Here is a 20,117-nt window from a genome sequence, read left to right as displayed (position 1 = left end):
CCGAGATAACAATCATGTACCGTGACCGTATTCGCTTGCCTTCATTGTTGGACAAGGTAATGAGCGCCGCCGACGCTGCCGCTCTGATTCAGGACGGCATGACCGTCGGCATGAGCGGCTTTACCCGAGCCGGCGAAGCCAAGGCCGTGCCTCATGCACTGGCCGAGCGCGCCAAGGTCACGCCGCTGAAAATAAGCTTGATGACCGGCGCCAGCCTGGGCAACGACCTCGACAAACAGCTGACTGAAGCCGGCGTACTGTCGCGACGCATGCCGTTCCAGGTGGACAGCACTCTGCGCAAGGCGATCAATGCCGGCGAAGTCATGTTCATCGACCAGCACCTGTCGGAAACCGTAGAGCAGCTGCGTAACCAGCAACTCAAGCTGCCGGACATCGCGGTGATCGAAGCCGTGGCGATCACCGAGCAGGGCCATATCGTGCCGACCACCTCGGTGGGCAACTCGGCCAGCTTCGCGATTTTCGCCAAACACGTGATCGTCGAGATCAATCTGGCGCACAACCCGAATCTCGAAGGCTTGCACGACATCTATATCCCTACCTACCGGCCGACCCGCACGCCGATTCCACTGGTGAAGGTCGATGACCGTATCGGCAGCACTGCCATCCCGATACCGCCGGAAAAAATCGTCGCGATCGTGATCACTAATCAATCCGACTCGCCCTCTACTGTGCTGCCGCCGGATGTGGACACCCAGGCCATCGCCGACCACCTGATCGACTTCTTCAAGCAAGAAGTGGCTGCCGGTCGCATGACCAACAAACTCGGCCCACTGCAAGCCGGAATCGGCACCATCGCCAATTCGGTGATGTGCGGCTTGATCGACTCGCCATTTGAAGACCTGACCATGTACTCCGAAGTGCTGCAGGATTCGACTTTCGATTTGATCGACGCCGGCAAGTTGAGCTTCGCTTCGGGCAGTTCGATCACCCTGTCGAGCCGGCGCAATGCCGATGTATTCGGGAATCTGGAGCACTATAAGGACAAGCTGGTGCTGCGCCCCCAGGAAATCTCCAATCACCCCGAAGTGGTGCGGCGCCTGGGCATCATCGGCATCAACACCGCGCTGGAGTTCGACCTGTACGGCAACGTCAACTCCACTCACGTCTGCGGCACGCGGATGATGAATGGCATCGGCGGCTCGGGCGACTTCGCGCGCAATGCGCACCTGGCGATTTTTGTCACCAAGTCGATCGCCAAGGGCGGGGCGATTTCCAGCGTGGTCCCCATGGTCAGCCACGTCGACCACACAGAACATGACGTCGATATTCTCGTGACCGAGATCGGCCTGGCCGACCTCCGAGGCCTGGCCCCGCGTGAGCGTGCCCGCGTCATCATCGACAACTGTGTGCACCCGGACTATCGCCCAGCCCTGAATGACTACTTCACTGCTGCTTGCGCGGTCGGCGGGCATACCCCGCATATCCTGCGTGACGCACTGAGCTGGCACATGAACCTGGAAGAAACCGGGCGCATGCTGGCGGTGTAATTGATACAGATAGCAGCTGACGCAAACACAGTTTCGTCAGCTCGCTGTTGCAGCATTCCTTTCAATCAAAAACTGTACTGCTGTACCGGTCTTTTCCTACCGTAATTGCCTACCTTTTCCAGCCCAAGCCCTACAAATGCACCATAATGGTGCTGATAGGTACAGTTGCCTCAATTTAGACCAGTACACCACCGTTTAACAGTTAACTGGTCTCTCACAATACAGGTGAACTGTATCTACAGAGACTGGCCAAACGAGAGGATCATTGGCATCAGTCAAAGTTAAACCACTACCTAATCCCGCCATAAGCGGAAGGATGTCAACCATGGAACGTACACTCAGTTCCGAACTGTTCTTCGAAGACACTGCTGCAAAAACCCAGGCTTCCCTGCCTTTGCGCGTTATCGCCAACCTGATGCTGTGGCAGCGCCGCATCTCCAGCCGCCATCAACTGGCTCGCCTGGATTCGCGTCTGCTGGCTGACGCCGGGATTAGCGAAGCACAACGCTACGAAGAGCTGAGCAAGCCGTTCTGGCGCTAAGTTAGCGTCGCTGGCTCTGACCCACCGGGTCCACCGCCAGCAACCCGAATTGAACAAACAGAACCCGTCGTGGGAAACCACGACGGGTTTTGTCGTTTTAGGGCTTCATATTGGGGGCGTACAGAAGAGAAAACTACCGACAGTTACAGTTTTTAAATATATAAAAACAACCAGTACAGTTTATTCTAAGGGTGTCTGCGCTCGCCTGCATGAACAAGCGGGACTGTTCTAACCGATGTACGCAGGCCTAATATCTGTATAAAACGTGGCGAACGCTTTAAGACGATAGGCGTCTGATCCTTTGCCACCTCTCTATCGGTCTATCCAAAGGAGCTACCTCATGTCCCCCCTTCGCCTGCTCAGCGCTGCAGCCCTGCTTGCCATGGCTGCCAATGCCCACGCCTCCAGTTTTATCGTGACCACCGACTCCATCGTTAATGGCCTGAAGGCTTCCTCCGACGCGACTTCGGATGTCTCGTCCTCCTTTCGCGACAACAAAATCGTCCGTGCTGCCCGTGATGATGCCGCCAGCTTCGTTGCCAGTGAAGGTGCCATCCGTGGCGTGAAACTGGAAAGCGCGCTCAACCATATCCGCCAACAGGCTCCACAACTGAATGCGACCGACGCACAGCTGGCCCAGGCCATCCTGACGATCTAGGCAACTGCGCTGAACCGGGACACGCCCGTCGTGTCCCGATGTTTCGACGCTGGCTCTAGCCCGGGCATTGCGCTAGCCTTGGGGCTCGCTTTCAGCTATCGAGCCTCATGCGTTTTCTTTCAAGTCTGTTGATCACTCCGGTTTTTCTCGCGGCCTGCTGGTCGGGTTCGGCCCATGCCTTCGACGCTTTCAACCTGTCCACACAAGGCACCGTAGCCAGTGGTTACGCCACCAGCATGGTGACCTCCGCGCCCTTCGACCATAAAATGCTGATCGCCGCCCGGGATGACGCTGCAGCGTTCATCGCCAGTGACGGCCAATTGCGAGGAGCACAACTGGAATCGGCCTTGATCTACCTGCGCCGGACCCAGCCAAAACTTCATGCCAGCGACCTTGAACTGGCGCAGGCAATTCTCGTCCAATAGTTATCCTTGTTTCTCCGGAGTCACTCCATGCGTAGCCCGCTGATTGCTGCCACCCTTGGCCTGCTGCTATTGGCCGACGTGGCCCAGGCCCACACCCTGGTAGCCACCAGCAACATGATCATTCGTGCCTCCCAGCGCACGCTTGATTTCACTTCCGATACCACCACGTCCATCCGCGATTCGAAGATCGTCCGTGAAGCCCACGACGATGCGGCCAGTTTCGTCGCCAGCGAGGGTGAAATCCGTGGTGCACACCTGGAAGCGGCCTTCGATACCTTGCGCACCCGCGTACCGGAAGCCCGCGACGCCAGTGATCAGGTTCTCGCCGAAGCCGTCCTCGCACTGTGAAATCACTAAGCGCCTGGCTGCTGGCCGGGGTTGTGTTGCTGCTTGGCAGCACGGCCCAGGCCGGCTTGCAATTGCGGCTCAAGACCGACGGCCTGAGCCCCGCGCAACAGCAGGCCAGTCAGGCGCTGCTCGATGAAGCCATGCAGGCGTTACCGCCACGCTTCATCGAGCAGCTGGACCGGCACATCGATGTCGGCTGGACTGACAACATGCCGAGCAATGCCTATGGCCAGGCATCACTGGTGTCCGAGCTCGACCTGAATCGCAACCTGCTCGCCAGCCTCACCGACGGCAGCGCCGCGACCAAAAAAACCTATCGTCCCCACGGCACCGTGCGTCAGGAACTGCTCGCCACGGTGTTGCACGAGCTCACCCACATCTACGACCGCGCACGCCTGTGGCCGGACGCCGAGCGCACACTGATCCAGCGCTGCACACAACGTAACAGCAGCTCCGGACTGATCGGCATCCCGGATCAGTGCCGCGGACAGACCGACCGACGCTGGACCCTCAGCGACGACCCTCGCCTGCTCGATCTGGCCGGCTGGCCGCAATACGTCGGTCGGCGCGGCGAGCGCGAACAGCACAACCGGCAGATTGCCCGCAGCCCGGACATCTACGAGACGAGCAGCCCGAAGGAGTTCGTCGCGGTCAACATGGAGTACTTCCTCCTCGACCCAAGCTATGCCTGCCGTCGCCCTGCGCTGTATCGCTACTACAAAGAACACTTCGGCTGGGCGCCCGCCGCCAAAGACACCTGCGCCCGATCATTCGCCTTCCTCAATGCCGGTAATGATTTCGCCAAACAGCCCTTGGGCCAGGTCGATCCGGAACGGGTGTATGCCGTCGACTATCTGCTGGCAGAAGCCAACCAGAACTGGGTCAGCCGCTGGGGTCACAGCATGCTGCGACTGGTGATCTGCGCGCCCGGTCGGCCTCGCGGGCCGGATTGCCGCCTCGATCTGGATCAACATCTGGTGCTGTCCTACCGCGCCTTCGTCGGTGACGTACAGTTGTCGAGTTGGGATGGGCTGGTGGGCAAATACCCATCGCGCCTGTTTGTGTTGCCGCTGGCCCAGGTGATCGACGAATACACCAAGACCGAACTGCGCAGCCTGGCCTCGGTGCCGCTGAACCTGTCGCGCAGCGAGATCGAAGACGTGGTGGAGCACGCCGCCGAGATGCACTGGAGTTACGACGGCAATTACTTCTTCCTGTCCAACAACTGCGCCGTGGAAAGCCTGAAACTGCTGCGCAGCGGCAGCAATAATGCCCAGCTGACAGGGCTCGACAGCATCATGCCCAACGGCTTGCTGGAAGTACTCAAGAGCCGCGGACTGGCGGATACCAGCGTGCTCGACGACCCTCGCGAAGCGCTACGCCTGGGCTATCGCTTCGACTCCTTCCGCGAGCGTTATCAAGCGATGTTCGAGGTGTTGAAAAAGCATTTGCCGATCAAGCAGGAAAAGGTCGAAGACTGGCTGGCATTGAAAGCTGATGAGCGCCGCAAATGGATTGACCAGGCGGACCTGCGCACCAGCGCGGCATTGCTGTTACTGGAGCAGGCGAGCTTCCGCCAACAATTAGTATTGGCCCAGGACGAAGTGAAGCAACGCTATCTGGGCGCTCAGGAATTGAACAACGGCAGCATGGATAAGGCCAACGCGACCTTGAAGCAGATTCTCGCCAACAGTGGCTTCCTCAGCCGTCCGGCCGAACTGCTCGGCACCGGTGGCTATGGTTTGCCGCAGCCGAACGAGTGGACACGCCTGGAGTCGGAAAGCAATCTGCGTCAGAAGCAGCTTCAAGTGCTGACCGGGGACCTCGACAAGGAAGTGCGAGCGCTGCTCGAGCCAAGCCGCGCTGCTGAAATGGCCGCCAACGAAGAGAACCTGAAACAGGTTGGCGAACATTTGAGGAAGTTGCACAAGGCTGCGGGTGGGTTGGAGTTGCCCTGAAAGCAAAAAGGGCTTCAGAACATAGTCCTGAAGCCCTCGGTCTTGCTGTATGTGCTGTGCCGCGAGGCACTAATTCCTCTCTTACTTTCAGCTGACCCGCGCTTTACGCACGCCGTCGGACAAGGCCGCGCACAGGCTGAGTACGCCCTCCACAGCCTGATCAGGGGTCGAGGCGTTGGCGATGTGATCAATCAGCGCCGACCCCACCACCACACCATCAGCCAGACGCGCGATTGCCGCTGCCTGTTCCGGTGTGCGAATACCGAAGCCGATGCTGATCGGCAGATCGGTATGGCGACGCAGACGGGTGACGGCCTCTTCGACATGTTCCAGAGTCGCCGCGCCCGCACCGGTCACACCCGCCACCGACACGTAGTAAACAAATCCGGAACTGCCATTCAGTACGGTCGGCAGACGCCCATCGTCAGTCGTCGGAGTGGTCAGACGGATGAAGTCCAGGCCCGCCGCCTGTGCCGGGTCGCACAATTCAGCGTTATGTTCTGGCGGCATGTCGACCACGATCAGGCCATCGACACCGGCTTCTTTGGCTTCAGCGATGAAACGCGGCACGCCGTACATGTGAATCGGGTTGAAGTAACCCATCAACACCAGCGGAGTCTCGCTGTTGCCTTTGCGGAACTCGCGAACCATTTGCAGGGTTTTCGCCAGGTTCTGCTTGGCGCCCAAGGCACGAATGTTGGCCAACTGGATCGCCGGACCATCGGCCATCGGATCAGTGAAGGGCATGCCCAACTCGATCACGTCGGCGCCGGCACCGGGCAAGCCTTTGAGGATCGCCAGGGACGTGTCATAGCTCGGATCGCCGGCGGTCACGAAGGTCACCAGGGCGGCGCGGTTCTGTTCCTTGAGTTCGGCAAAACGCGTTTGCAGGCGGCTCATCAGTGTTTCTCCTGCTTGGACTGCACTTGTTGAGAGTTTTCCATGTGGTGCATCACGGTTTGCATGTCTTTGTCGCCACGGCCGGACAGGTTGACCACCATCAGGTGATCTTTCGGCAGGGTCGGTGCGCGCTTGAACACTTCGGCCAGGGCATGGGCGCTTTCCAGTGCAGGAATAATCCCTTCCAGGCGGCAGCACTTATGGAATGCGTCGAGGGCTTCGTCGTCGGTCACCGAGGTGTACTGGACGCGGCCGATGTCATGCAACCAGGCGTGTTCCGGGCCGATGCCTGGATAGTCGAGACCGGCTGAAATCGAGTGCGCGTCAATGATCTGGCCATCATCGTCCTGCAACAGGAACGTACGGTTACCGTGCAGCACGCCTGGTACGCCACCGTTCAGGCTGGCCGCGTGCTTGCCGGTTTCGATGCCGTAACCGGCCGCTTCGACGCCGATGATCTCGACGCTCTTATCATCGAGGAACGGGTGGAACAGGCCCATTGCATTGGAACCACCGCCGATGCACGCCACCAGGCTGTCTGGCAGACGACCTTCCTGGGCTTGCAACTGCTCGCGGGTTTCCTTGCCGATGACGGCCTGGAAGTCGCGAACCATGGCCGGGTACGGGTGCGGACCGGCCACGGTGCCGATCAGGTAGAAGGTGCTGTCGACGTTGGTCACCCAGTCACGCAGGGCTTCGTTCATTGCGTCTTTGAGGGTGCCGGTGCCCGCGACTACCGGGATCACTTCGGCGCCCAGCAGCTTCATGCGAAACACGTTGGCTTGCTGACGTTCGATGTCAGTGGTACCCATGTAGATCACGCATTCGAGGCCGAAACGCGCGGCCACGGTGGCGGTCGCCACGCCGTGCATGCCGGCGCCGGTCTCGGCGATGATGCGTTTCTTGCCCATGCGCCGCGCCAGCAGGATCTGGCCGATGCAGTTGTTGATCTTGTGCGCGCCGGTGTGGTTCAGCTCTTCGCGCTTGAGGTAAATTTTCGCGCCACCGCAGAACTCAGTCAGGCGTTCGGCGAAATACAGTGGGCTTGGACGTCCGACGTAATCACGCTGAAAGTAGGCCAATTCTTCTTTGAATGCCGGATCTTCCTTGGCTGCTTCGTATTCACGGGCCAGATCGAGGATCAACGGCATCAGGGTTTCGGCGACGTAACGGCCACCGAACGCGCCAAACAGGCCGTTGGCGTCGGGGCCGTTGCGCAGATTAGTCTGGGTCATGGGTCGCTCCAGTTGTATTCGAGAGGTGACGATGGGGTTCACTCTACCCCTGACATCCCACGCTGAAAACCGATAAGATCGCCGCAACCTGTCAGGAAAACTCACAGATCCCATGAGCCATGACCTCCCCCCGCTGAACGCGCTTCGCGCCTTCGAAGCCACTGCCCGCCTGAACAGCGTCAGTCAGGCTGCCGAACAGCTGCACGTCACCCATGGCGCGGTCAGCCGGCAACTCAAGGTACTGGAGGAACACCTCGGCGTGAGCCTGTTCATCAAGGATGGACGCGGCCTTAAACTCACAGATGCCGGCGTTCGATTGCGCGATGCCAGCGGCGAAGCCTTCGAGCGTTTGCGCAGCGTTTGCGCCGAGCTGACCCAAAGCACCGCCGATGCGCCGTTCGTGCTCGGCTGCTCGGGCAGTCTTTTGGCGCGCTGGTTCATTCCGCGTTTGGGGCGCCTGAATGCGGACCTGCCGGATCTGCGCTTGCACCTGTCGGCTGGCGAAGGCGATCTCGATCCACGACGGCCCGGTCTGGATGCCCTGCTGGTGTTTGCCGAGCCGCCGTGGCCGGCGGATATGCAGGTCTACGAGTTGGTGAGCGAACGCATCGGCCCGGTCATGAGCCCGCGATTTGCCGGCTACGAAAGGCTACGAAATGCACCGGCAAGCACACTGTTGAGCGAACCCTTGCTGCACACCACCTCACGTCCGCAAGCCTGGCCGATATGGGCACAGCAAAGCGGCCTCGATGACAAGGCGCTGAAGTACGGTCAGGGCTTCGAGCATTTGTATTACTTACTGGAAGCGGCAGTGGCCGGGCTGGGCGTGGCCATCGCGCCCGAGCCGCTGGTGGCCGAAGACGTGAAGGCCGGTCGCCTGGTTGCGCCATGGGGCTTCCGTGAAACCCCGGCGCAACTGGCGTTGTGGCTCCCCAAGCGCGCCGCGGACGGGCGCGCTCGGCAGTTGGCGCAGTGGCTTAAAAACGAACTGCGCCAGACACCTTAATGACCGCGCTTGAACAATAAATAGGCCGCAAGCAATCCCAGCGCACCAACGGCAACACCGGCTGTAGTCCAAGGGTGCTCCTGGGCGTAGTCACGAGTCGCGATCCCGGTTTCACGGGTTTTGACCTTAACCTCTTCATAAGCATCGGTGAGCAGATGGCGTGAGTGTTTCAGCGCGTTCTCGGCGTTGCTTTTCAACGTCTTGATAGTTTTACGCGACTCGTCCGAGGCGTCGTCCTTCAAGCTTTCCAACGATTTCAACAGACTCTCGATCTCGGCTTCCATGCTTTGCAATGAGGCGTTGCGTAACGACGTGTTGGCCATGATGGCTCTCCTGCATTGTTGATGAGTGACGTGTGTTGGTTGGGACTTCAGGGGTTCGAGAAAGTGCAGTAAATCTGAACGTCACTACGGATTGGTCGACAGAAGAAATAAGAAAAATCACTGCTAGGCTGTATTTCACACCTCAAGGAGAACGCCATGTCTGACCATCACACCTACAAGAAAGTCGAACTGGTTGGCTCGTCCACCAGCAGCATTGAAGACGCCATCAACAATGCCTTGGCCGAAGCCAACAAAAGCCTCAAGTACATGGAATGGTTTGAAGTGACCGAAACTCGCGGGCATATCAAAGACGGCAAAGCTGCACACTTCCAGGTGACACTCAAAGTCGGGTTCCGGATTGCCAGCAGCTGAGTTTGAGCCAGCCGTCTGAACTTGCGCGACGACTGAATGCCATAGGAAACAGCAAAGCGCTACAGAATGAGCGCATCCGGTAGCTGGATGCCCTCCCTCTATTGATCCGACCAAGGAGTGCAACCCATGAAGAAGTTTATTCTGGCGGTAGGTTTGTTGAGCCTTGCGGGAACAGCCTTTGCCCAGGTCAAGTCGTGTGAAGAGCTGAAAGCCGAAATTGCTGCAAAACTGGACGCCAAGGGTGTTTCCAATTACACGCTGGAGATCGTCGACAAAGGCACTGCTGCCGGTGGAAAAGTCGTCGGGAAATGCGAGAAGGGCTCCAAGGTAATCGTTTACAAACAGGGCTGACTTCCCTCAATAACGAAAAGCCGACGCCATGGCGTCGGCTTTTTGTGGATGCCGTTTAAGTGTCAGCCCTTCATGACCTGCGCCAACAGTTCATAGGAGTGCACGCGATCGGCATGTTCATACAGGTCACAGGTGAAAATCAGTTCATCCGCCTGGGTCTGTTCGATCAGCACCTCAAGCTTGGCGCGGATTTTCTGCGGGCTGCCGACCATCGCCAGCCCCAGGAAATCACCGACCGCTTCTTTCTCATGGGGCAGCCACAGGCCGTCCATGGTCTTCACGGGTGGGCGTTGCACCAGGCTCTGGCCACGCATCAACGCAAGAATCCGCTGGTACACCGAAGTGGCCAGGTAATCGGCCCGCTCGTCGGTGTCTGCCGCCACCAGCGGCACACCGAGCATCACGTAAGGCTTATCCAACACCGCTGATGGCTTGAAGTGGTTGCGGTAGACGCGAATCGCTTCATGCATGAAGCGCGGTGCGAAATGTGAAGCGAAGGCGTAGGGCAATCCGCGCTCACCGGCCAGCTGCGCACTGAACAGGCTCGAACCCAACAACCAGACCGGGACATTGGTGCCGGTACCTGGCATGGCAATGATCCGCTGATCCGGCGTGCGTGGGCCGAGGTAGCGCATCAACTCGGCCACGTCTTCCGGGAAGTCGTCGGCGCTGCCGGAGCGTTCACGACGCAAGGCGCGGGCGGTCATTTGATCGGAGCCGGGCGCGCGCCCCAGGCCCAGGTCGATCCGGCCTGGATACAGGCTTTCAAGGGTGCCGAACTGCTCGGCGATCACCAGCGGCGCATGGTTGGGCAACATCACGCCCCCCGAGCCGACACGAATGGTCGAAGTGCCACCGGCCAGATAGCCCAGCAGGACCGAGGTCGCCGAACTGGCAATCCCGTCCATGTTGTGGTGTTCGGCGACCCAAAAGCGGTTATAGCCGAATTTTTCGACGTGCTGCGCCAGGTCCAGGGAATTGCGCAGAGACTGGGCCGCACTGCCGTTCTCGCGCACGGGCACCAGATCGAGGGTCGAAAACTTGATCTCAGACAGTCGTTTCATAAACCTGCTTCTCCAATGGGTAAGCAGGTTTTTCCCAACGAAAACCTGCCGAGTCTGTAAGCGTGTTCTCTGCAATGAGGGCATATACCCGAGTTTCAATAGGAGAGACAAAATTCCTGTGCAATTAGAGGACTGATCAGATGAGATGAACTTTGCCTGACGGTCTATCCTCAGAACCCTGGTAACCGAAAACCACGAAGGCGCGACGTTTCGCGCCGGATCTTGAGGAGGCAGACATGGCTATCACAAAGAAAGCATCGGCTCATTGGGAAGGTGACCTGAAAACTGGCATCGGCTCAATCTCCACGGAAACCGGCGTACTCAGAGAAGCCCCTTACGGCTTCAAGGCCCGTTTCGAAGGCGGTAAAGGCACCAATCCGGAAGAGTTGATCGGTGCGGCCCACGCGGGTTGTTTCTCCATGGCATTTTCAATGATTCTCGGCGATGCCGGCCTCAAGGCCGACAGCATCGACACCAATGCCGAAGTCACTCTGGACCAGGTGGACGGCGGCTTTGCAATCACCGCAGTGAAACTGATCCTCAAGGCGAAAATCCCTGGGGCGACCCAGGCGCAATTCGAGGAATTGAGCAACAAGGCCAAAGAGGGCTGCCCGGTGTCCAAGGTGCTGAATGCGAAAATCAGCCTGGATGCGACGTTGGTCAGCTAAACCGATAAAAGATCGCAGCCGTCGGCAGCGCCTGGATTATTGATTGATCGGTAGGCGCTGTCGAAAGCTGCGATCTTTTTTTGCGTTGGAACAAAACATGGCTGGCGTAATTGTGGTCGAATAAATGACAGCAGCTTTAGCGCATCACCGTGCGCGCTGCCTCAAGGGAGCTTCAACCATGAAACGTTTTGCCTTGGCGGTTATCTGTTGCACGCTGGCCACATCGGCTCTCGCGGTAACCAAATCGTGTGAGGAACTCAAGGCTGAGATCGAAGCCAAGATCCAGGCCAATAACGTCTCGTCCTACACCCTGGAAATCGTCACCAACGACGAAGTGCACGATCAGAATATGGTGGTCGGCACGTGCGACGGCGGCACGAAGAAAATCATCTACCAAAAAAATGACCGTTGATTCGCCTCACATGAGGCAGTAGCTCTCGCGATCTTCGGCGACAATCTCCCGCTTGGCGTTATACAGCCGGGCGCTGGGGCTGAACGCTATGGAGCGAGCCTCCAACAGATAACGCTGGCCGGCCTCGAAATGGTCGTAATTGATGGTCAGGTAGCATATTCGCTCCAGAGGAGTGTTCAGCAACCCCGGTCCTCCGCCAAACACTTCAAAGTCAAAACGTACCCTGAGCTCATGACTACCCGGGGTGACCTGAAAGTAACGGCCATCGCTCAACCGCTGGTTGTCCAGACGATCGGCCATCAGCAGTTTCCCGCCAGGAACTGGCGTAGCGAAGTCGACCCAGGCCATCTGCGGATTGACCGCCGGCAACGGACTCGTGCAGCCGACAAAGGCACCTGCAGCGAGCAACAGCAACAACCTGCGCATGATGAATATCCCAAGGACTGATCATTCAGCATAGCGCCGATCAGGTGCGTTGGCAGCCCGCTGGCTTACCCTGCCCAATCACTTTTCGCTGCTGATCATAAAGCTTTGCCCACGGCCGAAAGCCGATATTCCCCGCTTGCAGCTGATACCGCTGCCCGGCGTTGAAGTCCTTGAATTTCACATTCAACTGGCAGTCGCGCCACAACGGCTCGGCATCGGGGCCAATGTTGGTTGGCTGGACCGCGAACAAATAGCGAACCTTCAGCTCATGGCTGCCGGGCTGCACCTGGAAGTAGCGCTTGTCGATGGACGCCTTGTCATCGACTTTCAGCGCTTGCAGCGCGGCGTCTTGTTGTAATGGATCAAGATCGATCCAGGCCTGCGAAGGATCAGGGGTGGGCAATCCGGCACAGCCGGCCAGCATCAGCAGGCCTCCCGTCAGCATCAATTTGCGCATAGCGGAGCTCCAATAGGCGGGATAGTCTTGCGGGCAGACTTTCCAGGAATTTTTTTATTTTGATCAGGCCGCGTCCAAGCCTTGGGTTACTTGATCGCGTTTTACGCATTTTGTTTCCGGGTGTTTTTCTTTTGTCGCTCAATGGCTGCGCGAGCGTCAGCTATTACGGCCAATTGGCCAGTGGTCAGCTGCACTTGCTGCGGGCCCGGGAGCCGATTGCCAATGTGATTGCCGACCCCGACCGCGATCGGCAATTGCGTGCGCACCTGGCCCAGTCACAAAAGGCCCGAACGTTCGCCAGCCAATACCTGCATCTGCCGGACAACCAGAGCTACCGCTTGTACGCCGACATCGGCCGACCGTTTGTAGTCTGGAATGTCTTCGCCACGCCGGAGTTTTCGCTGAAGCCGCAGAACCATTGCTTCCCCGTCGCCGGCTGCGTCGCTTATCGCGGTTTTTACAGTCAGAGCGCTGCTCGCGGTGAGGCCGCCTTGCAACGCCTGCAAGGTATGGACGTGTCGATCGGCGGCGTCGAGGCCTATTCGACGCTCGGTTGGTTCAACGATCCGATTATTAGCTCGATGATGGCGTGGGGCGACGAGCGGTTGGCGACGCTGATATTCCACGAACTCGCGCACCAACGTTTTTATGTGAAAGACGACACCGAGTTCAACGAGTCCTTCGCCACGTTCGTCGAACAGGAAGGCACTCGCCAATGGCGCGCATTCCGAGACATGCCGCCGGACAATGGAGCGTTGGTACGCCAACGCGACCAGTTCATCCAATTGATTCTGGACACCCGCACCCGGCTTGAACGGCTTTACGCCCTACCGCTGCCGGCCGATCAAATGCGTGAGCGAAAAGCGGCCGAGTTCGAACAACTGCGCCGTGAGTACAGGACCCTGCGTGACAGCCAATGGGCTGGCAACAATCGCTACGATGCATGGATCAACGCCCCGATGAACAACGCCCGATTACTGCCGTTTGGTTTGTATGACCAGTGGGTGCCAGCGTTTACCACACTGTTCAGGCAGGTCGATGGTGATTGGGTGAGGTTTTATGCGGCAGTGGAGAAGGTAGGCACGTTGCCGGTTGGGGAGCGCAAGGCGGCGTTGAGGGCGTTGGCAGGATCAGCGAATTCCGGTGGCTGAACGGGCCCCTTCGCGGGCTTGCCCGCGAAGGGATTTGCTCAGCGCTGCAAAAACGCCTGATGCAACTCATCCAGCGTCTCGAAGTGATACGCCGGTGCTTCGGCGCTCAATTCTTCCCGGCTGCCAAACCCATAACCCACCGCTGCCGCGTCCAGCCCATTGCTGCGGGCACCGATCAGGTCGTGCTTACGGTCGCCGACCATCAGCGTATTGGCCGGGTCGAGACCCTCTTCGGCCATCAAGTGTGCAATCAGCTCGACCTTGTTGGTCCGCGTGCCATCCAGCTCACTGCCATAAATCATCTTGAAATGCTTGGCGAAGTCGAAGTGCCGGGCAATTTCCCGGGCGAAAACCCACGGCTTGGAGGTCGCGATGTACAGCTGCCGCCCTTGGCCACCGAGGGTTTCCAGTAGAGGCGTGACGCCGTCGAACACGCGGTTTTCATACAGGCCGGTGACCTTGAAGCGTTCACGATAGAAGTTCACTGCCTCCCAGGCCTTGGGTTCGTCGAAGTCATAGAACTGCATGAACGCCTGCAACAATGGCGGGCCAATGAAATGTTCGAGCCTGGTCAGGTCCGGTTCATCGATACCCAGTTTGCTCAGGGCGAACTGGATGGAGCGGGTGATGCCTTCGCGCGGGTCGGTCAGCGTGCCATCGAGGTCGAACAGTACGGTTTGGTAATGCATGGAAATTCCTGAGCAATAGCGAGACGCTTTCCGTTATCAAGCGGCTTAGAGCTGGTCGTAGCCTTCGGCCAGATGCAGGTCCTTGAGCTTCACGTAATTCGCTGCACTGTAGGTGAAAAAGGCTTTTTCCTTGTCCGTCAGCGGCCGGATCTGCTTCACCGGGCTCCCGACATAAAGGAAACCGCTTTCCAGGCGCTTACCCGGTGGCACCAGGCTACCGGCGCCGATGATCACATCGTCCTCGACCACCGCACCGTCCATGACGATGCTGCCCATGCCGATCAGAATCCGGTTGCCCACGGCGCAACCATGAAGCATGACTTTATGCGCGATGGTCACATCGTCGCCGATCAGTAACGGAAAGCCATCGGGGTTGAATGGCCCTGCATGGGTGATGTGCAACACGCAGCCGTCCTGCACGCTGGTGCGCGCACCGATCCGGATGCGATGCATGTCGCCGCGGATCACCGTCAGCGGCCAGACGGAGCTGTCTTCGCCGATTTCGACGTCGCCGATCACCACTGCCGAGCCGTCGACAAAAGCGCCTTTGCCCAGCAGCGGCGTGTAGTTCTGATACTTGCGAAGGGTCACGATAGGGTTTCTCTCTGTTGCCGATAGCTGCGGTGAGCGTCGATTGTAATTAAGATGGGCGCATGTTTCTTCCGCATGTTTTCCAGCCAAGGTGCCAACCGTGAGCGTGAACAACCCTCTTCTGCAGTCCTACGACCTGCCGCCGTTCTCGGCGATCCGTGCCGAACACGTGCAACCGGCCATTGAAAAGATCCTGGCTGACAACCGCGCCGCCATTGTCGAAATCCTCAAGACCCAGGCCAAACAACCGACCTGGGCCGGCCTGGTGCTGGCGATGGACGAACTCAACGATCGTCTGGGCGCCGCCTGGAGCCCGGTCAGCCACCTCAATGCCGTGTGCAACAGCGCTGAGTTGCGCGAGGCTTACGAGTCCTGCCTGCCGGCCCTGAGCGCCTACGCCACCGAGCTGGGCCAGAACCGTGAACTGTTTCAGGCCTATGAAGCGCTGGCGAACAGTCCTGAGGCAGCCGGTTTCGACGTGGCGCAGAAAACCATCCTGGAGCACGCCCTGCGTGACTTCCGCCTGTCAGGTATCGACCTGCCTGAAGCCGAACAAAAGCGTTATGCCGACGTGCAGAGCAAACTGTCGGAGCTGGGCAGTCGCTTCTCCAACCAGTTGCTCGACGCCACTCAGGCCTGGACCAAGCACATCACTGACGAAGCCGCCCTCGCTGGCCTGACCGATTCGGCCAAGGCGCAGATGGCCGCCGCCGCGCAAGCCAAAGACCTCGACGGCTGGCTGATCACCCTGGAATTCCCGAGTTACTACGCGGTGATGACCTACGCCCAGGACCGCGCCCTGCGCGAAGAAGTCTACGCCGCCTACTGCACCCGTGCGTCGGACCAAGGTCCGAATGCCGGTCAGAACGATAACGGCCCGGTCATGGAAGAAATCCTCGACCTGCGTCAGGAACTGGCAAAACTGTTGGGTTTCACCAGTTTCTCGGAGCTGAGCCTGGCGACCAAAATGGCCGAATCCAGCGATCAGGTACTCAGCTTCCTGCGCGACCTGGCCAAGCGCAGCAAGCCGTTCGCCGTCCGGGATCTGGAGCAGCTCAAGGCCTACGCCGCCGAACAGGGTTGCCCGGACCTGCAAAGCTGGGACAGCGGTTTCTACGGTGAAAAACTTCGCGAGCAGCGCTACAGCGTTGCCCAGGAAACCCTTCGAGCGTACTTCCCGATCGACAAGGTTCTGGGTGGGCTGTTCGCCATCGTCCAGCGCCTGTACGGCATCGAGATCGCCGAGCTGAAAGGCTTCGATACCTGGCACCCGGACGTTCGCCTGTTCGAAATCAAGGAAAACGGCCAGCACGTCGGCCGCTTCTTCTTCGACCTCTATGCCCGCGCCAACAAGCGTGGCGGAGCCTGGATGGACGGCGCCCGCGATCACCGCCGTACAATCAATGGTGTGCTGCAAAGCCCGGTGGCGAACCTGGTGTGCAACTTCACCCCGGCCGACAGCGGTAAACCAGCCCTGCTGACCCACGACGAAGTGACCACCCTGTTCCATGAATTCGGTCACGGCCTGCATCACCTGCTGACCCGTGTCGAGCACGCTGGCGTATCCGGCATCAACGGCGTGGCCTGGGATGCGGTCGAGCTGCCAAGCCAGTTCATGGAAAACTGGTGCTGGGAGCCGGAAGGTCTGGCACTGATTTCCGGACACTACGAAACCGGCGAACCGTTGCCTCAGGATCTGCTGGAGAAAATGCTCGCGGCGAAGAACTTCCAGTCCGGACTGATGATGGTCCGCCAACTGGAGTTCTCGCTGTTCGACTTCGAGCTGCACGCCACTCACGGCGACGGCCGCAGCGTGCTGCAAGTGCTCGAAGGCGTGCGTGATGAGGTTTCGGTCATGCGTCCACCGGCCTACAACCGTTTCCCCAACAGCTTCGCCCACATCTTCGCCGGTGGTTACGCGGCGGGCTACTACAGCTACAAGTGGGCTGAAGTGTTGTCGGCCGATGCCTTCTCGAAATTCGAAGAAGACGGCGTGCTCAATGCCCAGACCGGTCGTGCATTCCGCGAAGCGATCCTGGCACGAGGTGGTTCCCAGGAACCGATGGTGCTGTTCGTCGACTTCCGTGGCCGTGCGCCATCGATTGACGCACTCTTGCGCCACAGCGGCCTGACCGAGGACGCGGCAGCATGAGTGAGGGACCTGTGATTACCAAAAAACGCTTTATCGCCGGGGCGGTCTGCCCGGCCTGCAGCGAGCCCGACAAGTTGATGATGTGGAACGAAGATACCGTTCCACATCGCGAGTGCGTGGCCTGCGGTTATTCCGACACGCTGAATGAACAAGGTCTGTCGGTGCCCAAGGAATTGGGCACCCGGGTTAACACCTCGGCACCCAAGGTGCCGGACGCCAAGGTTCAGGCCGTGCAGTTTTTCCCGAACCCGAAGCTGAAGAAAAAGCCTGACGAGCAACACTGAGTATCGAAAAACACCTTCTACTGCGCAACGCAGTGGAAGGTGTTACTTACTCGACATGGGCCGAGTTGAACCAACTCTTCATCGAACACATGGCAAACGGACTTGTGCTGCAATCACCATTGGCCAGCGCCGTACGAAGTTTGTCGACATCGGCCTGCATCATGTAGCGAATGCCGTCCTTGAAGTGGGTGCTATCGCCAAAACCGCCCTGAGTCATTTCACTCAGCGCATCTTCCTTACTCCAGCCCTGCACCACCACCCGGTACATCGCCGCCATCAGGCCGGTGCGATCCGAGCCGTGTTTGCAGTGCATGAGCACAGGCCCTTTGGCCTCCGCGCTCTGAATCGTGCGAAGGGCCTTGAGCACATCACTGTCATCCACATGATTGGTGCGGTAGGGCAGCTGTATCTGGGTGATTCCGGGGTTGGACAACCAGTTTGAGTCCGGTTCAGGCAGGAAGTTGATGACGGTGGCGACCTTGAGTTTTTCCAGCAACGGCACCGCCCCCTTGTCCGGCAACGCACTGCGATAGAGGGTCGGGGACATCTGATAGAGGTTGTACTGAACCTCCACCGATTGAGCCCAGTCCGCAGGCCGGGATAGAGCAGCGTCGTCAGCGTGGGCCAGCGTCAGGTTGAAAAGTGCGGCCAGCGACAAAAGAAGCGTCGCAGGTAGAAGGCGCAGTAGGGGCATGCTCAGGCGACCGTGAAGTGAAGGATAAGTGATCGTTAGCCTGAACTCGGGACAGTCAAAGACCTGTGAGGGCACTGTCAAAGAATCGTGAATAGAACAGCAAATGCCCGAGGCTGGTGGTCATTCAGATCAGTCAGACTGTCCGACATCGCTAGTTGCCTGAGAGACACTATCCGGCAAGACCTTGAGTTAATAGACACCGATAAAACCAGGCCTGCATGGAGTTTCATGCAGACCTGGCAACAACTATCAACTTCAGGGATTTACGATACTGGAATAAGCCTTGGCCAAGGCCAGCAGTTTTGCTTTGTCATCACCATCGATATCGCCATCACCGTCCACATCGCTGTTAATGGTTTTGATCGTGAAGGACTGACCACCATCGCTGGAAACCGCTGTCACATAGATGGAATCGACCAGTGCCTCTGTCTGCACTTCATTTACCGCATCCCATCCCGGCTCTTTACGGGCAAGCTGCATCGATACTTGTGCTTCGCGAGGATTGGTTATGCTGGGCGCCAACAGTTGTAAAAAAATACCACGCTGATTAAAAAACGACATGACTAAATCCTTTTAATTAATAATCCACGACAACTTCGTGTGGCGAGGATAGTACTAACAGCCTTTGTAATTGCGCCACTTGATATATATTTCCAGTGATGACAGTTGCGCGATGCGCTTGATCCATAAACTTGTCTTGTTAGTTCCTTTATATAATCTCCGATGTTCACTCGCCGAACGGCACTGGCTTGTCGCTTTCCTCCTTGATACTGTATGCACATACAGCCAATGGGTTTTTATCGATGAACACGCCTCTGCCACCCCGCGGTCGCGGCACCGCCACCAACCCTCACAACCGTTTCGCACCGAACCGTTCGGTGGCCGAGGATGACGGCTGGTATCAGGAAGCGCCAATCACCCAAGGCACCGAGGTGCGCATCGAGACGGCGAAGACCATCATTACCCGCAACAACTCGCCGGACTTGCCCTTCGACCGCTCGATCAATCCCTATCGTGGCTGCGAGCATGGCTGTATCTATTGCTATGCTCGGCCCAGCCACGCCTACTGGGACATGTCGCCAGGGCTGGATTTCGAAACCAGACTGATCGCCAAGACCAACGCCGCCGATGTGCTGGAAGAACAACTGTCCAAACGCGGCTATCAATGCGCGCCGATCAACCTGGGCTCCAACACCGATCCTTATCAGCCGATCGAGCGTGAACATAGAATCACCCGCAAGATCCTTGAGGTGCTGCTGCGCTACCGCCATCCGGTGACCATCATCACCAAGGGCTCGCTGATTCTGCGCGATCTGGACCTGCTGGCCGAACTCGCCGAACAACGACTGGTGGCGGTAATGATCAGCCTCACCACTCTGGACGATGAGCTCAAACGCATCCTCGAACCCCGTACGGCTGCGCCCAAGGCACGACTGCGGGCGATCCGGGTAATGCGTGAAGCGGGGATTCCGGTGGGTGTCTTGTGTTCACCGATGATTCCGATGATCAACGACAGCGAACTCGAAAGCCTGCTGACTGAAGCCCATGCGGCCGGAGCGCAAACTGCGGCTTACATGATGTTGCGCCTGCCGCTGGAAGTGGCGCCGCTGTTCGAAGAGTGGCTGGCCGCCCATTACCCTCAGCGTGCAGCTCATGTGTTGAGCCTGATCCGCCAGAGCCGTGGTGGGGAGCTTTACGACAGTCGGTTTGGCGCCCGTATGCGCGGTGAAGGACCGTTTGCCGATCTGCTGGCGCAGCGCTTTTCCAAAACCATCAAGCGCCTGGGGCTCAACCGTCGGGAAGGTTTCGATCTGGACTGCAAAGCCTTTTGTCCGCCGGGTCGCCAGATGTCATTGATTTAAGGACAATCGGACCTATGGTGGAGTAGTGAAAAAAGTACGTCG

The 20,117-nt window shown here is 58.5% G+C and carries 25 protein-coding genes; 15 read left to right on the top strand and 10 right to left on the bottom strand.

Features of this window, described 5'->3' with window-relative positions:
• Positions 1-14: 14 nt before the first annotated feature.
• The 6 genes from F475_RS03665 to F475_RS03640 all read left to right on the top strand — a co-directional run bounded on the left by F475_RS03665 (position 15) and on the right by F475_RS03640 (position 5,438).
• Entirely contained in the window at positions 15-1,508 is a 1,494-nt protein-coding gene (locus tag F475_RS03665) for an acetyl-CoA hydrolase/transferase family protein (protein ID WP_064615715.1), read from the top strand.
• Positions 1,509-1,833: 325 nt separating this feature from the next.
• Positions 1,834-2,049, top strand: a complete 216-nt coding sequence (locus F475_RS03660) for a DUF1127 domain-containing protein (protein WP_018927231.1) — start codon at positions 1,834-1,836, stop codon at positions 2,047-2,049.
• Positions 2,050-2,389: 340 nt separating this feature from the next.
• The gene (locus F475_RS03655) at positions 2,390-2,707 is read left to right on the top strand and encodes a DUF2388 domain-containing protein (RefSeq protein WP_064615713.1); all 318 of its coding nucleotides are present in this window, start codon (positions 2,390-2,392) and stop codon (positions 2,705-2,707) included.
• A gap of 107 nt (positions 2,708-2,814) precedes the next feature.
• A complete protein-coding gene (locus F475_RS03650) occupies positions 2,815-3,132 on the top strand; it encodes a DUF2388 domain-containing protein (protein WP_018927233.1) in 318 nt (105 codons plus the stop codon).
• Between the two features lie 27 nt (positions 3,133-3,159).
• Positions 3,160-3,480 (top strand): DUF2388 domain-containing protein, encoded by a 321-nt coding sequence (locus F475_RS03645; RefSeq protein WP_111453141.1) that lies wholly within the window; start codon positions 3,160-3,162, stop codon positions 3,478-3,480.
• Positions 3,477-5,438 carry a DUF4105 domain-containing protein gene (locus F475_RS03640; RefSeq protein ID WP_064615709.1) on the top strand — a complete coding sequence of 654 codons (1,962 nt, stop codon included), beginning with the start codon at positions 3,477-3,479 and terminating at the stop codon, positions 5,436-5,438. The genes F475_RS03645 and F475_RS03640 overlap by 4 nt, the downstream gene beginning before the upstream one ends.
• Before the next feature lie 87 nt (positions 5,439-5,525).
• On the opposite strand, the gene trpA is transcribed toward F475_RS03640, so the two are convergent.
• Positions 5,526-6,338, bottom strand: a complete 813-nt coding sequence (trpA, locus tag F475_RS03635; protein WP_018927236.1) for a tryptophan synthase subunit alpha — start codon at positions 6,336-6,338, stop codon at positions 5,526-5,528.
• Positions 6,338-7,573 (bottom strand): tryptophan synthase subunit beta, encoded by a 1,236-nt coding sequence (gene trpB / locus F475_RS03630; protein WP_018927237.1) that lies wholly within the window; start codon positions 7,571-7,573, stop codon positions 6,338-6,340. The genes trpA and trpB overlap by 1 nt, the downstream gene beginning before the upstream one ends.
• Positions 7,574-7,685: 112 nt before the next feature.
• On the opposite strand from trpB, the gene F475_RS03625 reads away from it, so the two are divergent.
• Positions 7,686-8,579 carry a LysR family transcriptional regulator gene (locus tag F475_RS03625; RefSeq protein ID WP_018927238.1) on the top strand — a complete coding sequence of 298 codons (894 nt, stop codon included), beginning with the start codon at positions 7,686-7,688 and terminating at the stop codon, positions 8,577-8,579.
• Here F475_RS03625 and F475_RS03620 read toward each other — a convergent pair.
• Positions 8,576-8,902 carry a YqjD family protein gene (locus F475_RS03620; protein WP_064615705.1) on the bottom strand — a complete coding sequence of 109 codons (327 nt, stop codon included), beginning with the start codon at positions 8,900-8,902 and terminating at the stop codon, positions 8,576-8,578. The genes F475_RS03625 and F475_RS03620 overlap by 4 nt on opposite strands.
• 156 nt (positions 8,903-9,058) lie before the next feature.
• On the opposite strand from F475_RS03620, the gene F475_RS03615 reads away from it, so the two are divergent.
• Positions 9,059-9,274 carry a dodecin gene (locus F475_RS03615; RefSeq protein ID WP_018927240.1) on the top strand — a complete coding sequence of 72 codons (216 nt, stop codon included), beginning with the start codon at positions 9,059-9,061 and terminating at the stop codon, positions 9,272-9,274.
• A gap of 126 nt (positions 9,275-9,400) precedes the next feature.
• Positions 9,401-9,625 (top strand): DUF1161 domain-containing protein, encoded by a 225-nt coding sequence (locus tag F475_RS03610; RefSeq protein ID WP_018927241.1) that lies wholly within the window; start codon positions 9,401-9,403, stop codon positions 9,623-9,625.
• Between the two features lie 62 nt (positions 9,626-9,687).
• Here F475_RS03610 and F475_RS03605 read toward each other — a convergent pair whose 3' ends face one another.
• Positions 9,688-10,689 (bottom strand): LLM class flavin-dependent oxidoreductase, encoded by a 1,002-nt coding sequence (locus F475_RS03605; protein ID WP_111453140.1) that lies wholly within the window; start codon positions 10,687-10,689, stop codon positions 9,688-9,690.
• 236 nt (positions 10,690-10,925) lie between these two features.
• Between F475_RS03605 and F475_RS03600 the strand changes: the two genes are divergently transcribed.
• Together F475_RS03600 and F475_RS03595 are read left to right on the top strand one after the other, a co-directional pair.
• A complete protein-coding gene (locus F475_RS03600) occupies positions 10,926-11,357 on the top strand; it encodes an OsmC family protein (RefSeq protein WP_008152515.1) in 432 nt (143 codons plus the stop codon).
• A gap of 178 nt (positions 11,358-11,535) precedes the next feature.
• Positions 11,536-11,769, top strand: coding sequence for a DUF1161 domain-containing protein (locus F475_RS03595; protein ID WP_018927243.1), 234 nt, complete (start codon positions 11,536-11,538; stop codon positions 11,767-11,769).
• Between the two features lie 6 nt (positions 11,770-11,775).
• Here F475_RS03595 and F475_RS03590 read toward each other — a convergent pair whose 3' ends face one another.
• Positions 11,776-12,195: a hypothetical protein gene (locus F475_RS03590; protein WP_064615701.1), complete on the bottom strand. Its 420-nt coding sequence runs from the start codon at positions 12,193-12,195 to the stop codon at positions 11,776-11,778.
• Positions 12,196-12,235: 40 nt separating this feature from the next.
• Positions 12,236-12,652, bottom strand: coding sequence for a hypothetical protein (locus F475_RS03585; protein WP_018927245.1), 417 nt, complete (start codon positions 12,650-12,652; stop codon positions 12,236-12,238).
• Between the two features lie 59 nt (positions 12,653-12,711).
• Here F475_RS03585 and F475_RS03580 point away from each other — a divergent pair, with 59 nt between their 5' ends.
• Entirely contained in the window at positions 12,712-13,803 is a 1,092-nt protein-coding gene (locus tag F475_RS03580; RefSeq protein WP_064615699.1) for an aminopeptidase, read from the top strand.
• Between the two features lie 38 nt (positions 13,804-13,841).
• Here F475_RS03580 and F475_RS03575 read toward each other — a convergent pair whose 3' ends face one another.
• Both F475_RS03575 and F475_RS03570 read right to left on the bottom strand, forming a co-directional pair.
• On the bottom strand, positions 13,842-14,492 hold the full coding sequence (locus F475_RS03575) for an HAD family hydrolase (RefSeq protein ID WP_018927247.1): 651 nt from the start codon (positions 14,490-14,492) through the stop codon (positions 13,842-13,844).
• A gap of 45 nt (positions 14,493-14,537) precedes the next feature.
• Positions 14,538-15,083 carry a gamma carbonic anhydrase family protein gene (locus F475_RS03570; protein ID WP_007940736.1) on the bottom strand — a complete coding sequence of 182 codons (546 nt, stop codon included), beginning with the start codon at positions 15,081-15,083 and terminating at the stop codon, positions 14,538-14,540.
• Positions 15,084-15,183: 100 nt separating this feature from the next.
• On the opposite strand from F475_RS03570, the gene prlC reads away from it, so the two are divergent.
• Both prlC and F475_RS03560 read left to right on the top strand, forming a co-directional pair.
• A complete protein-coding gene (prlC, locus tag F475_RS03565; RefSeq protein WP_018927248.1) occupies positions 15,184-17,235 on the top strand; it encodes an oligopeptidase A in 2,052 nt (683 codons plus the stop codon).
• Positions 17,232-17,519: a YheV family putative zinc ribbon protein gene (locus F475_RS03560; protein WP_064615693.1), complete on the top strand. Its 288-nt coding sequence runs from the start codon at positions 17,232-17,234 to the stop codon at positions 17,517-17,519. The genes prlC and F475_RS03560 overlap by 4 nt, the downstream gene beginning before the upstream one ends.
• A gap of 46 nt (positions 17,520-17,565) precedes the next feature.
• On the opposite strand, the gene F475_RS03555 is transcribed toward F475_RS03560, so the two are convergent.
• A complete protein-coding gene (locus F475_RS03555) occupies positions 17,566-18,213 on the bottom strand; it encodes a dual specificity protein phosphatase family protein (RefSeq protein ID WP_111453139.1) in 648 nt (215 codons plus the stop codon).
• Positions 18,214-18,468: 255 nt separating this feature from the next.
• Entirely contained in the window at positions 18,469-18,774 is a 306-nt protein-coding gene (locus F475_RS03550; RefSeq protein ID WP_018927251.1) for a hypothetical protein, read from the bottom strand.
• A gap of 242 nt (positions 18,775-19,016) precedes the next feature.
• On the opposite strand from F475_RS03550, the gene F475_RS03545 reads away from it, so the two are divergent.
• Positions 19,017-20,075, top strand: a complete 1,059-nt coding sequence (locus tag F475_RS03545) for a PA0069 family radical SAM protein (protein ID WP_111453138.1) — start codon at positions 19,017-19,019, stop codon at positions 20,073-20,075.
• Positions 20,076-20,117 lie beyond the last annotated feature (42 nt).

Source organism: Pseudomonas sp. URMO17WK12:I6 (assembly GCF_003253625.1).
Taxonomy (GTDB): Bacteria; Pseudomonadota; Gammaproteobacteria; order Pseudomonadales; family Pseudomonadaceae; genus Aquipseudomonas.
Note: the sequence above shows the minus strand (reverse complement) of the source record. Positions and strands in the feature narration are given on the sequence as shown.